Here is a 13,816-nt window from a genome sequence, read left to right as displayed (position 1 = left end):
TTTGTTATATGTTGTTATATGCACAATGTGTGAAGATGCAATACACTCAATACCTTTGGAAAGGTCAGAAGAATACAAATGTGTGAGCTGCTTGGCATGAATTGCAATACCCCAACGGACATTTGTTTTTCCTTCACTGGCTTCCGGAAGCGAGGTGGGGAAACCGGGGTTCATGCAGATGGATGGGGTATTGCTTTTTTCGAAGGCAAAGGGGTGCGGTTATTTCTAGACCCCAAACCTTCTGCGCAATCGCCTATCGCGGAGTTGGTGCGAAATTATCCTATCCATTCCCTCAATGTCATTGCTCATATTCGCAAGGCGACGCAAGGCCATGTTTCTTTGGAAAACACTCATCCGTTTGTGCGCGAATTATGGGGCCAGTATTGGGTTTTTGCGCACAACGGCAATTTGCCGCAGTTTCAGCCAGAGTTGTTCGGCGGCTTTGTTCCGGTGGGCAATACAGATAGCGAACGTATATTTTGCTGGTTTCTCCAAAATCTGAGAATTCGCTTTAACGATAATCCGCCAACGCGCGATGTTCTTTTTGCGACCCTGCACGAACTGACCACTTTCCTCGCTGGCATGGGAATTTTCAACTATTTATTATCGAATGGCGAATGCCTGTTCGTACATTGTTCCACCGAATTATGTTTTCTGATTCGCCAGAGCCCGTTTAGTTTAGCGCATTTGAAGGATGAAGATGTGTCCGTAAATTTCAGTGACGTGACTACGCCTAATGATCGCGTTGCCATTATCGCCACTATGCCGTTAACGGATAACGAGCCTTGGCAGGCAATGACGCCAGGCACATTTTGGATGTTTTATGAAGGAGAACCAGTAGCTCAACTGACAACGATCCCCAGCCCAGTTAAATCGTTGGATGAAATGTGCCGAAAGCCAGATTAAGCGAAGCGAGGTCGCTTTGCAACCGCTCCGGGCCACAGGTTTCACGGGCGGACTGGTGTGCCGCTCGAATCTCGACTTCAAGGCGGGCATTTTCTTACGCACATCGTGACATGGGTCGATCCCGACAAGCATGGTAGTCACTTTCGGATACGTCAAAAACAAGGCACATCCCCGCCACCGGGGGGTACTGCTGCCGCCATTCTTCCATTCGACCGAACTTCACCACGATTCCTTCGCGAAGTAGGCCGCCGCATTCTTTAACTGATCACGCTGCATTTTGAGTTCAGCCAGATCGCGCTTGACCCGCACCAACTCCATTTCCACCTCAGGCAGTAGCGTCTAATTCTTGACCACCGCAGCCAGTTAACCTTGGCGGGCCGCATAGACCCAGTTTTTCAGCGTCCCCTACGGCAGGGATCAACGCTTAGCCACCTCCGGCACCGTCAGCCCGTCCTTCATGCAGACGAACTGCCTGCCCCCGAAATTCACGGCTGTAAACCCCTCGTGGTAGTCGTTCCATCTTCGTCCTCCGTTTACATGATTCTACAGAAACGTTAGACTCCACTTTTTTTCAGCCTACCTCAAACTTTTCAAGGCGGTTTATTAAACATGCACAAAACCACAGCGATTTCGGCTACTTTATATCTCACATTCATGAACAACAAAGCAAATCGTATCTACCCATGAATAAGAACAATAATCATTGAAAAAAAGCAACCCAAAGTGAAGCATTGATTTAAAGAAAATCTGCCCGTTAATAATGGACCGAATGGCTATCTACTCAGCTTTGCACTAAACAGAGGAAACGGAAGCAAAAAATGAACGGGAATTTTTGCTGTACACAACTGGCAAGCGGAGGCGTTTTGCATCTCTTTTTATTTTGGATACCAATCCGTGATTTACAAAATTAGTTACCACGACGATTAGTTCAGTATTTTTTGGAATAATGCGATGCAAGTCACCAGGTCTACGACCGTCCCAATGTTCAAAATCAGAAATTCCATGAGCGGATAATTCATGCTTGATTGTTGTAATAATGTCCCCCCCTACAATTAATGCGGCCATCTGATTCTCCATGTAAACAAACTGGAATCAGATTACATGAAAATTTTTATTTTTAAAAACAATTAGATATTATATTCATCACAGAATTTATGATATAAAATATCGGTTCTCTGAAACACAAAGAAACGAAATCCTCTATTCAGAGGATTTCGCTAATTCGATATTTAACTCGCTTGTAGATTTGGTTGAGTTTTGCAAAACTCATGGATGATATGATGCATATGTATCAGCCATAAAGCTGATTACCCTAATTGCAAAAAATATTCTTTCCCAAGATAGCTTACGCTATTGGTAGGGATTCATGCAGCGACAGGTAGGGCAAGATCTGCCTGATCCCAGCTAAGCGCTGGCGCCGGACGTCCGAGGAAATACCCCTGCACGAGATGTACTCCAGCATGGCGTGCAAGTTCAAGTTGATTTTCTGTTTCAATCCCCTCAATAATCACCTTCGCATCCAACTCGCCGATTATACCTACCAATTTGGGCAGAATACGTTGTATACGGTCATTCTTTTCGGCAAGCTTGATAATACTGGGATCGAATTTCACATAGTCAGGCGAAAACTTGTAAAGCCTGTTTAGATTGGAATGCGCTTTACCAAAATCATCAATGGCAATCCTGTAGCCACGCTCGCGGTAATTAACTATGGCATCATTCAATAAATTATCATCACTCACTTCACTTTCATTGATTTCGATTACCACATTATCCGGTTGCAAAGAATGAATATGCAGCACCTGTTCAAATATTTTTCCATGTGAATTCACCGCCACTAACAACTCAGGATGCACATTAAGGAACAGAATATTTTGTTTCGTCCCCATATTTAAATAGTTCAGCGTATGTAACGTACGGCACAAACGATCAAACTTAACCAGTTTCCCGGCAACCTCTGCCTTCCTGAACGCGACGAGAGGAGCGATAACATTTCCATTAAGATCCGATGCCCGAAGCAACGCCTCATATCCCAAAGGGATATTTGCATCCAGATTGAATATTGGTTGAAATGCGCTGCGCAATTGCATCCCAATAAAGGTTGCCCGAACATCACCCTCCTGAACCTCCAGTCGATAATCATTCAGGCTGAGGCTAAGAACATCCCGCAACTCATTTTGCAGCGCATTTAAACGAAAAAGAGGTGACATGACAGAGCCTCCTACTTCCGTGAATAAATTTGATCAAACAGGCCACCATCCTTAAAATGTACTGTCTGCGCCTGCTTCAGACTACCAAATACCTCATTCACAGTGAACAAATTAAGTGGCGGCAAGGTGCGGCTGTATTTTGCAAGAATCGCTGGATCCCGTGGTCGCAACTCATGTTTCGCCGCAATTTCCTGGGCTTCGGATGAATAAAGGTGCTTCAGATAGGCTTCCGCCACCTTGCGGGTACCGCGCTTATCCACTACCTTGTCCACCACACTTACTGGCAGATCAGCCACGATACTGACAACTGGATAGGCAATATCGAACCTGTCCGCTCCATATTCCTGCTTGATTAATTGAACCTCATTTTCAAAGGTAACCAGCACGTCACCGATATTACGTTGAACAAAAGCCGTCGTTGCGCCGCGCCCACCAGTTTCCAAGATAGGTACATTTGCAAAAACCCTGGCAGTCAGATCTTTTGCCTGCGCTTCATTTCCCCCTTGCCTGATGACTGAACCCCAGGCTGCCAGATAAGCGTAACGTCCATTACCGGATGTTTTTGGATTGGCAATAATTACGGAAATCCCATTTTTCGCGAGGTCATCCCAATTGTTAATCCTTTTTGGATTACCTTTGCGCACCAGAAAAACTAGTGTAGAACTGAAAGGAGAACTACCATGTGGCAAGCGTTCAGCCCAATTAACTGGAACCAGTTGTTTTTCTGCCAGCACATCTACATCAATGGACTGGTTCATCGTCACTACATCTGCCTCCAACCCGTCCAGTACTGCACGCGCCTGTTTGCTGGATCCGCCATGCGATTGTTTAATGGCAAGATCATCTCCAGTTTTCTGCTTCCAGTATTTAGTGAATAGCGGGTTATAACTTTTATAAAATTCACGCGACACATCATAGGATGCATTCAGCAAGGTAACCTCTGCAGCAAGACCAGGCTGCACGGCGGTTTCCAGCAAAACAAATAACATGCAATACAACATTAGATGTTTTATCATTTCTCTATCCTTTAAAAGGCAAACACAGAAGTTTCAACATACAGGAAGTTTGAACTGTCCTTGCGACCTGGATCGATTTTCTGGGAAGTTGATTTCGTAAAATCTCCAGCCTTGAAGTAGGCATAACCTATATTCAGCGCCAGGTACTTACTGACTGGATAGCGAAAGCGAATATCAAATTCCGAACCTACGTCATCCCCACTTTTACCGCTGGAATCGCGCAAGCCCGCGTTATTCCAGCGGTCCGTCGCACTGGCCAGATTATATGAACTGAACCCAAAATCAACCTTCAGCTTTTCGACAGGAGTAAACTCAAAGCGAAGCTTATTGGTGACGATGTTTTCCATCTGGAAATAATCATTATTGGACCAGGGACGGGCAAAGCCGAACAACCTCTCAAACCTTTGGCTCGATCCATCTGCTGAGTTTTTATCACCACTGGCAAACCCGAAGCTCCAGCTGAAACGGGGCTTCCATGGAAGTTCTGCGGTATACCCTGCTTCCAGATTATAGGCATAGGCATCGTGATTCAGAGCGCCATCCTGCCCCCATTGTTTGGCGTAATTCAGGTCGTAATCCAGGCCGGTGTTGCCAATCACACCATATCCACGCAAACCCAGGGTATGAATCTCGCGATCTTTTTTAGCACTAAGGGCTGCAGGACTTCCATTTTGGCCATATTCAACTCTGTTACCATTTTGCTTGAGCAAATAATAATAAGGTTGCAGGGAAATAATTTTTGACCACTTGCGCCAGTCTCCGACTGCGGCATAAAGCCATTGACCTTCATCGACCTTATCCGCAGAATCGGTAAAACGGATTACTGGCTGAAAGGCAAACAGTTCTGCCTGCCAGTCGCTTTTTTGCTGTCCAAGAGTTGCCCGCACTCCCTGAAAGGAATTCGTGGTATTGCGCCATTCATTCCGGGCAATCAGGCGCCGATCGGACAATTCAAAAGCCATACGCCCGGCTTTTACGCTGACGGGACGTGCATTACCCAGATCATCGGTACCTAGAGCATCCTTAAAATACAATTCACCATACCCTTGAATCATATCGAAGTAATTAAAATCCCGGTTGTCGGGTGTAAACTGACTATTGAAACGCCGGGAATCCTGAAATTCAACGGTAGCCCGAAACGGGTCGAACTTATGTTTAACGGCAGCATAAAATTTGGTACGCTGCAGGATGGGCTCATCCAGAGTCTGCTTTTGACGTCGATAGTCATTATCTCGATATTCATAGCGAAGCCGGTATTCCAGCCCCAAATCTACCCAATCCACCCCCTTGAAGGTTTCCGTATCATTCAGCCAGGTCTTGTTTAGCTGCCTGACGTATCGCGGGGGCTCGGTTTCCCGCGTCAAGCCATAACTGCGGACAGGAACATAATAGGTGGGGTTTTCTGCCTTGGGAGATTCCTTGGCGTTCAGAACAACTTTTTCAACTTCTATTTCCTGCAGCCGCTCTGCTATGCGCCTTTTCTGGTCCAGTTCATACTCCTGATCACTTAACTGCGGGGCATCTTCCTGCGCGTTGGCAACAGGTTGGTTGATCCATGCCGCACCGACAAGCAGACTGGAAACCACCGATAACCGGAATACTTTTTTCTTGTTCCGATACAAAAAATTCATTCTTAAACTCCTGAGAATCAGGGTGATCCAACGATTCATTTATTCCATTCCATCTGGGTCACCCTGCAATTATCTTGATTATTCAGCTCATAATTTTGCAATAGACACTTCGGTGGATTTCACCATTGCTACCACATCCGAACCTTCGGTCAAATCCAGCTCATTAATGGATCTCGTGGTAATGACAGAAGTGATCGTGCCGAATGGCGTTCCTACCACAATCTCCGACACCACTGGCCCGGCCAATATCTCGATGACCTTACCCCTGAACTGATTTCTTACATTTACTTTACTGATAGTCATTACTATTCTCCAAAATCATCAAAAATCGATAACCAGCTCTATTCAATAGCATCAACTAATTGAATTTATTCAATTTAATATTTATTGTCGTATTTAACATAAACTAATACAGCCAGGCACAATCCCAACAGCCAACTTGGCGGCATCTATTTGCCAGAATTAACTGAATGCCGGACCGGATTTCATACAGCAGCAAGCTGTTGGAATAACCGTTCATCTGCCGCAGGATCGCATCAACACTTGATTCCTCCTGATGTCCGTTTCCAGCAACAAACTGCAGAACCTGTTCATAATGACTCCGTTCGCTGTGACTGGCTTCAGTGCGCACGAACCTTTTGTCTCCATTGGTTATTTCCATAAATTATCCCTTGAAAAATATACAATTGACCTCCAGAAACAGCATGGCCCTTGCACAACATGCCTGACTGCTACTTCTTCGAGTAAATCTGGTCAAACAGGCCGCCATCGGCAAAATGTTCCTTTTGTGCCCTGCTCCAGCCGCCAAATTCTTCATCGATCGTGATCAGATTGAGCTTTGGAAATTGTTTGGCATACCTGGCCGCCACTTTCTCATCGGTTGGGCGATAGTAATTTTTGGCGGCAATTTCCTGGCCTATCGGGCTATAGAGGTATCGCAAGTAGGCCTCCGCCACTTTTCGCGTGCCATGCTTGTCAACATTCTTATCAACCACGGTAACCGGCGGCTCGGCCCGGATACTCAGCGATGGCGCAACAATGTCAAATTTGTCCGGCCCCAATTCCTTGACCGCCAAAAAGGCTTCGTTTTCCCATGCCAGCAATACATCTCCAATGCCACGCTCGACAAATGTAGTTGTTGAACCTCGCGCACCTGAATCCAACACCGGAACATTCGAAAACAATTTACCGACAAATTCCTTTGCCTTGGCTGCGTTATTGCCATTCTTTCTGAGTGCATACCCCCAGGCAGCCAGATAATTCCAGCGTGCACCGCCAGAAGTTTTCGGATTCGGTGTAATGACAGAGACACCCGGTCTGGTTAAATCATCCCAGTCACGAATTTTTTTCGGATTACCCTTGCGTACCAGAAATACGATGGTGGATGTATAGGGCGAGCTATTGTGTGGCAATCGTGATTGCCAATTTGCAGGAATCAGACCAGCCTTGCTCTGCAGCACATCCACATCGTACGCCAGAGCAAGGGTCGCCACGTCTGCTGCCAAGCCATCTATGATGGCGCGTGCCTGTTTGCCCGATCCACCGTGCGATTGCCTGATAGTGATTTCACCGCCGCCCTGCGCCTTCCAGTATTTTGCAAATGCTTCATTGAATTCCTGATACAGTTCACGTGTTGGATCGTAGGAGACATTCAGCAACTTGACATTTTCAGCCAGAACGCCCGTACTCCCGGTGCTGAATAACCAAACCAGTGCAGTTGTAAGTAACGTTTTTTTCACTTTCATTTCCTTTCCAGTTCATTCCAAAAAAATAGCTTGTCGCAGACATTCACAAATAGAGGTGCGCATTCTGGAGAGAATATTTAATTGCGTGAACCAATTAAAAATGGCTTGCATATCTTTATTTTTCATATGGAAGTAAAAATTACTGGGCCAAGCAAATTGACAGTCCGATACAAAACACGGAAACTATCCGTCAGTGCCGATTTGACATCAGCTTGCGGGGCACTTAAATAATTCCAGCTAAAGCGAAGCAACCCGCTCCGCTCAGGCTGAACGGTTTGTTTTTAGGGATTTTTAATTGGAAGCAACACATAGCATCGGTATCGTCAGTGCGCAGCGAGCGCAGTTCAACTCTCCTCTTGCCTGTAAAAGCGGGGGAATACTGCCGGAATACGAACTGGTATACGAAACGTACGGCTCGCTAAACCGCGACAAATCTAATGCAGTCCTGGTCTGCCATGCCCTTTCTGGTCACCATCATGTAGCCGGTTACTACGCAGATGCCCCGAAAAACATCGGCTGGTGGGACAATATGATCGGCCCCGGAAAACCGCTGGACACGGACAGGTTTTTCGTCATCGGACTAAACAACCTTGGAGGCTGCCATGGCTCCACGGGCCCCATCAGCATCAACCCGGAAACAGGGAAACCTTACGGAGCCGGCTTTCCCTTCGTTACGGTGGAAGACTGGGTTGAATCCCAGGCCCGCCTGGCTGACAAGCTTGGCATCACACAATTTGCTGCAATAATTGGGGGCAGCCTTGGTGGAATGCAGGCACTGCAATGGTCCATGGCGTACCCTGGGCGGGTGCGCCACGTGCTGGCAATCGCATCGGCGCCCCGACTCACCGCACAAAACATTGCATTCAACGATGTGGCTCGCAATGCGATTCTGACCGACCCGGATTTTCATGGTGGAAATTACTATGCGCATGGAGTGGTTCCTGCCCGCGGCCTGCGCCTTGCACGCATGCTGGGTCATATCACCTACCTTTCCAACGATGTGATGGCCGACAAATTCGGACGTATGCTGCGCTCGGGAAAATATATCTACAGCTATGATATCGAATTTGAAATCGAATCATATTTGCGCTATCAGGGTGACAAGTTTGCCACATATTTTGACGCAAACAGCTATCTTCTGATGACCAAAGCTCTGGATTATTTTGATCCAGCTCGCGAATTCGATGATGATCTGAACAAGGCTTTCGCCACTGCCCGTGCAAATTTCCTAATCGTGTCATTTTCAACTGACTGGCGTTTTGCGCCAGAGCGCTCACGCGATATCGTCAAAGCATTGCTGCACAACCAGCTCAAGGTAAGCTACGCTGAAATTACTTCAACACACGGACATGACTCCTTTTTAATGCGACACGCGCACTATCATGATCTAATCCGCACCTATTTCAACAATATTGCCAGTGAGTTTACTGCATGAGCGTACAAGACCATTCTGCTCTGGCATCAAGCCGCCCTGATTTTGCCGCCATCGCAGCATGGATTCCAAACGGCGCTTCCGTCCTTGACCTTGGCTGCGGAGACGGCAGCCTGCTTCGCTATTTACAGAGTATCAGCAAAGTGCGGGGTTACGGAGTTGAAATCAGTGACAAAAATGTCCTGGCCTGCATCCGTAACCAGGTAAACGTTATCCAGGGGAACCTGGAATCCGGGCTCTCGGGTTTTGAAAGCAATTCTTTCGATTACGTAATTCTGTCGCAAACCCTGCAAGCCACCCATCACACTGAATCGCTTATGCAGGAAATGCTGCGTGTTGGGCGCGAAGGTATAGTAAGCTTTCCGAATTTTGGCTACTGGAAAAACCGTTTAAACATTATGCAGGGAAAAATGCCGGTTTCGGAGTCTCTACCCTACCAGTGGTATGACACTCCCAATGTTCACCTCTGCACATTGCAGGACTTTGAAATTTTCTGCGCTGAACACAAGATCAATATCCTGGAACGCCGCGTCATGACCGGGAAGATCGAGATCGGATTGTTACCCAATCTGCTGGGAAACACCGCAGTGTACCGTTTCAAGCGAGCGGCATAACCTTATGAACGTATTTGCGCAGCTGTTCACGCGGCGCATGCTGATTTGTGTGTTTACCGGCTTCAGCTCCGGCCTGCCGCTGTACCTGCTCTTCAACCTGATCCCAGCCTGGCTGCGTAGCGAACAGCTTGATCTGAAAACTATCGGCCTGTTCGCTCTAATCCAGTTCCCTTATACCTGGAAATTCCTGTGGTCGCCCTTGCTGGACCGCTATGCCCTGCCTCTGCTTGGCAGGCGACGGGGATGGATGCTGCTTACCCAGATAGGGCTGCTTACAGTCATTGCCTCCTTGGGAGCCTTTTCTCCTCAAAACGATCTGCACATCATCGCCTACATTGCAACGCTGCTCGCATTTCTTAGCGCTACTCAGGACATTGTACTGGATGCCTACCGCCGGGAATTGCTTGAAGAAAATGAGCTAGGACTGGGCAATGCCGTGCATGTCAATGCCTACCGCATTGCCGGCCTGGTTCCCGGATCGCTGTCCCTGATACTTGCGGATATTCTGCCATGGGACAAAGTATTTTTTATCACCGCAATGTTCATGCTACCTGGAATACTCATGACAATAATGGTAAAGGAACCATTGAACATTTCCTTCCCACGATCCCTGCGTGAAGCAGTGGTTGAGCCGTTCCGGGAGTTCATCAACCGGCGGGGATGGAACAATGCACTCCTCATTCTCATTTTCCTGTTTTTTTACAAACTTGGTGACAGTATGTGCACTGCTCTGGCCACCCCGTTTTACCTGGACATGGGGTTCTCCAAAACACAAATCGGCCTGATTGCCAAGAATGCGGGGCTATGGCCATCCGTGGCTGGAGGATTACTGGGTGGATTATGGATGATAAAAATTGGCATTAACCGAGCCCTGTGGCTGTTCGGTGTGGTCCAGGTAGTTTCGATCCTCGGTTTCCTCTGGCTGGCTTCGGTCGGGCATCACCCGGAAATCACCACGCTGGAGCTTACCCAGCTTGCCATCGTAATTGGTATAGAAGCCTTGGGAGTCGGACTGGGGACGGCTGCTTTCGTCGCATTCATTGCCCGCACAACCCATCCCGCATACACTGCAACGCAACTCGCTCTGTTCACCAGCCTTGCCGCCATGCCCCGCACATTCGCCAACGCCGCCACCGGCTGGCTGGTGGAGTCAATCGGCTGGACAGGATTCTTCATGCTCTGCACGTTACTTGCGCTGCCGGGTATGATATTGCTGTTCAAGGTGGCGCCGTGGAATGAATCAAATTCACTCCCCCTGCCCGTCTCCAGATAAAATTAGTAACCCCTGTAGCAATTCAGACAAGGCAATTCAATGAAAATTGGAATTCCCAAGGAAATAAAGACTAACGAAAACCGCGTCGCCCTGGTTCCGTCCGGAGCAGAAGCCCTGATCGCGGCAGGACATTCCGTGCTGGTCGAACAGGGCGCAGGGCTCGGCAGCGATTTCCATGACGAACAATACCGTGCCTCTGGCGCAATCATTGTTCCAGATGTCGCCAGTTTATGGGAGGAAGCAGACCTGATCGTAAAGGTGAAAGAACCCATCGCCCCGGAGTGGCAACATATCCGCCATGATCAAACCATCTTCACATATTTCCATTTTTCGGCAGACCATGCTCTTACACAGGCACATATGGAATCAGGCGCTACCTGTATCGCCTACGAAACCATCCAGCTGACTTCCGGAGAATTGCCGCTGCTCACCCCAATGTCGGAAATTGCCGGGCGCATGGCAATCAACCAGGGCGCCAAATACCTTGAAAAACTGTACGGAGGAAGAGGCGTTTTACTCAGTGGGGTCCCCGGCGTTCCACCCGCTCATGTCGTCATTCTTGGCGGCGGTGTTGTAGGCATGAATGCAGCAAAAATGTCGGCTGGGCTGGGCGCAAAAGTAACCCTCCTGGATGTTTCACTGGAACGCCTGCGGCACCTGAGTGACATCATGCCTGCTAACGTGCAACTGATATTCTCTAACCGCCATAATCTTCTGGAACAGATTTCCACCGCTGATATTGTCATCGGCGGAGTGCTGATTGCCGGGGCTGTCACCCCCAAGCTCATCCGCCGCGACGACCTGAAAGCCATGCGCCCCGGGTCAGTGATTGTGGACGTAGCTGTGGACCAAGGGGGCTGCATCGAAACCTCCCTGCCCACCACACACGAAAAACCGATTTATGTCGTCGACGGGATCATTCATTATGCCGTTGCCAACATGCCTGGAGCCGTGCCGCGCACTTCCACCCTGGCACTAACCAATGCAACGCTTCCATATATACTGCAACTGGCCGGGAAAGGCTGGAAACAGGCGTCAAAAGAAAATGCCGCGTTGCGAAAGGGGCTGAACATCGTCTCCGGAAAAATCACGCATCCTGCGGTCGCCAAGGCATTCAACCTGCCCATTTACGCCACGGAAGATTTTCTCGATTAACCTTCTCAGGATAAACAGGCTCCTTCAGGACATATCCACAAGCAAGAACTATTTAACCTAGTGCTTTTGGATAGCCAGATTACGAACTGAAGATTCAGTTTTTCTGCCCCCTGTCTTGCAATTTACCTGAAATACCAAACAGATTTGAAAATACCAAGCAACATCATGTATCTGGATCAGGCTGAAAATTTTCTACCACCTTTGCCGGGAAATGGCCAGAATTACGTCCCAGCGAAAGATAATGGCAGGTACGCCATATATGATTCCCCGTTCGATTCAACCACCGGAAAATATCGGTTGTCCGCAATACCGCAGCAGCATGGGAATTTCCCGGGGCGGTTGTCTGCAGGAAATCGTTCCGCACCTGATGCGACAGGTTGGTCAGGGTTGACGCTATGTGCTCAATCCGCTCCATATGGGCCGTCAGATCCTTCTCAGCGATCCCCTTGCGGGCCAGCTCCAGCATGCAGCGGCTATTTTCAAGAGCCCAACCGTACACAGGTTCCGAGAAATTAATCTCCGCCTGAAACAGGTCATGAATCCGGCTGCGAAGCCGCAACAAATGATCAATTGCGTGAAGCTGGGCGATCCGCCGGGAATCCCATCTGCCTTCCCCGGCAGGAAAATGGACCCGACTGACGAATATAAAAATTTCGTCCAGCACTATGCCGGATTCGATTAACTGTTGCTCCCAGGATGAGGATAAAGACCTTTGAAGAAGCTGGTCATAGGCATCCAGGAGCCTGTCTGCAACCTGTTCCAGCGCACGCTGGGATGCCTCCAGCGCAACTGCCGGAATTGCAAGCATGCTGTCATCCAGACGTTCCGTGATGTTTTCACCACTGCTGGGTAAAATGCGTTCCACTATCTGAGCAAACTGCTGGGTAAACGGCAGAAAAAGAACGACGCCGACAGCAATAAACAGGCTGTGAAAAGCCGCGAGGCTGATGGCGCCCGGTTGCAGGCTGAAATATTGACCGATGTAATAAACCAGTGAAAAATAAATGGGCAGAAGTAAAATGGCAAAAAGACCAGTGATAGCATTAAAAAGAATATAGGCCAGCGCCGTACGCTTGGCGTATATGGTTCCGCCTATGGTTACCAGTACCCCGGTAAACGTGGTTCCGATGGCCGCCCCGACGACCAGGGCTGCAGCCTGATCAAGATTGATGGTATGCGCATGAAGGGCGGTAAGGGTGGTGGCAATCGCTGTGCTGGAAGATTGCAGAATGATCGTCATAGCCAGACCGAACAACATGATCATGAAACGCTCTTTGAACCCACCAGCTAGAAGTTCGGCCAGGCTAACCATGGCAGAAAGAGCTTGCATGCCCTCACGCAAGGTATTCAGACCAAGAAACATCAGTCCGAAACCAACCAGGGCCATGCCCAGCACCGCCCATCTGCCCCGGGTCAATAACTTGAGCAAGGCACCCAGCCCGATCAGTGGTAGAGTGTAGAAGCCCAGATTTATCTTAAGACCAAGACCAGCCACGATCCAGCCTGTCACTGTATTTCCCAGGCTTGCACCAATCAGGACGCCGATCGCCTGCGAGAAGGGAATCAGCCCGGCACTGACGAAACCAATCAGGGTTACGGTTGTTGCTGTCGATGACTGCGCCAGGGCAGTAACCAGTGTGCCTGACGCAAAGGCCCGACAGGGGGTTCCGGTATATTGCCCCAAAGCCCGTTTGAATGTTCCTGAGGCAAAAGCAGTCAGTCCGTCTGAAAGCAACATCATGCCTGTCAGGAATAATCCAATGCCTCCTAAAAAGGGAAAAAGAATTTCCTGCATATACAAATCTTAAGGAATATGAGAAAACCTGGAAAAAAT

At 48.5% G+C, this 13,816-nt stretch carries 13 protein-coding genes; 5 read left to right on the top strand and 8 right to left on the bottom strand.

Features of this window, described 5'->3' with window-relative positions:
* Positions 1 to 78 precede the first annotated feature (78 nt).
* The gene (locus tag KJA68_RS09545; protein ID WP_213036704.1) at positions 79 to 906 is read left to right on the top strand and encodes a class II glutamine amidotransferase; all 828 of its coding nucleotides are present in this window, start codon (positions 79 to 81) and stop codon (positions 904 to 906) included.
* A gap of 792 nt (positions 907 to 1,698) precedes the next feature.
* Here the strand turns inward: KJA68_RS09545 and KJA68_RS09540 are convergent.
* From KJA68_RS09540 to KJA68_RS09510, 7 genes are all read right to left on the bottom strand, one after another.
* Positions 1,699 to 1,971 carry a DUF2325 domain-containing protein gene (locus KJA68_RS09540; protein WP_213036703.1) on the bottom strand — a complete coding sequence of 91 codons (273 nt, stop codon included), beginning with the start codon at positions 1,969 to 1,971 and terminating at the stop codon, positions 1,699 to 1,701.
* 299 nt (positions 1,972 to 2,270) lie between these two features.
* Positions 2,271 to 3,116, bottom strand: coding sequence for an EAL domain-containing protein (locus KJA68_RS09535; RefSeq protein ID WP_213036702.1), 846 nt, complete (start codon positions 3,114 to 3,116; stop codon positions 2,271 to 2,273).
* A gap of 11 nt (positions 3,117 to 3,127) precedes the next feature.
* The gene (locus tag KJA68_RS09530) at positions 3,128 to 4,132 is read right to left on the bottom strand and encodes a sulfate ABC transporter substrate-binding protein (protein ID WP_213036701.1); all 1,005 of its coding nucleotides are present in this window, start codon (positions 4,130 to 4,132) and stop codon (positions 3,128 to 3,130) included.
* Positions 4,133 to 4,143: 11 nt separating this feature from the next.
* Positions 4,144 to 5,763, bottom strand: a complete 1,620-nt coding sequence (locus KJA68_RS09525) for an alginate export family protein (RefSeq protein ID WP_213036700.1) — start codon at positions 5,761 to 5,763, stop codon at positions 4,144 to 4,146.
* 87 nt (positions 5,764 to 5,850) lie between these two features.
* Complete coding sequence (locus KJA68_RS09520; protein ID WP_213036699.1) at positions 5,851 to 6,066, bottom strand: TOBE domain-containing protein; 216 nt, start codon at positions 6,064 to 6,066, stop codon at positions 5,851 to 5,853.
* A 103-nt stretch (positions 6,067 to 6,169) separates the two neighbouring features.
* Complete coding sequence (locus tag KJA68_RS09515; protein WP_213036698.1) at positions 6,170 to 6,424, bottom strand: hypothetical protein; 255 nt, start codon at positions 6,422 to 6,424, stop codon at positions 6,170 to 6,172.
* Positions 6,425 to 6,494: 70 nt separating this feature from the next.
* Positions 6,495 to 7,502 (bottom strand): sulfate ABC transporter substrate-binding protein, encoded by a 1,008-nt coding sequence (locus KJA68_RS09510; protein ID WP_420887646.1) that lies wholly within the window; start codon positions 7,500 to 7,502, stop codon positions 6,495 to 6,497.
* A gap of 301 nt (positions 7,503 to 7,803) precedes the next feature.
* Here KJA68_RS09510 and metX point away from each other — a divergent pair, with 301 nt between their 5' ends.
* From metX to ald, 4 genes are read left to right on the top strand one after another with little or no spacing between them, the layout of a single operon-like run.
* On the top strand, positions 7,804 to 8,943 hold the full coding sequence (metX, locus tag KJA68_RS09505) for a homoserine O-succinyltransferase MetX (RefSeq protein ID WP_213036696.1): 1,140 nt from the start codon (positions 7,804 to 7,806) through the stop codon (positions 8,941 to 8,943).
* Positions 8,940 to 9,554: a methionine biosynthesis protein MetW gene (metW, locus tag KJA68_RS09500; RefSeq protein WP_213036695.1), complete on the top strand. Its 615-nt coding sequence runs from the start codon at positions 8,940 to 8,942 to the stop codon at positions 9,552 to 9,554. The genes metX and metW overlap by 4 nt, the downstream gene beginning before the upstream one ends.
* A gap of 4 nt (positions 9,555 to 9,558) precedes the next feature.
* Positions 9,559 to 10,827, top strand: a complete 1,269-nt coding sequence (locus KJA68_RS09495; RefSeq protein ID WP_213036694.1) for an AmpG family muropeptide MFS transporter — start codon at positions 9,559 to 9,561, stop codon at positions 10,825 to 10,827.
* 39 nt (positions 10,828 to 10,866) lie between these two features.
* Complete coding sequence (gene ald, locus KJA68_RS09490) at positions 10,867 to 11,982, top strand: alanine dehydrogenase (protein WP_213036693.1); 1,116 nt, start codon at positions 10,867 to 10,869, stop codon at positions 11,980 to 11,982.
* Between the two features lie 163 nt (positions 11,983 to 12,145).
* On the opposite strand, the gene KJA68_RS09485 is transcribed toward ald, so the two are convergent.
* Positions 12,146 to 13,777, bottom strand: a complete 1,632-nt coding sequence (locus KJA68_RS09485) for a Na/Pi cotransporter family protein (protein ID WP_213036692.1) — start codon at positions 13,775 to 13,777, stop codon at positions 12,146 to 12,148.
* Positions 13,778 to 13,816 lie beyond the last annotated feature (39 nt).

Source organism: Candidatus Nitrotoga fabula (assembly GCF_905221025.1).
GTDB classification, from domain to species: Bacteria; Pseudomonadota; Gammaproteobacteria; order Burkholderiales; family Gallionellaceae; genus Nitrotoga; species Nitrotoga fabula.
Note: the sequence above shows the minus strand (reverse complement) of the source record. Positions and strands in the feature narration are given on the sequence as shown.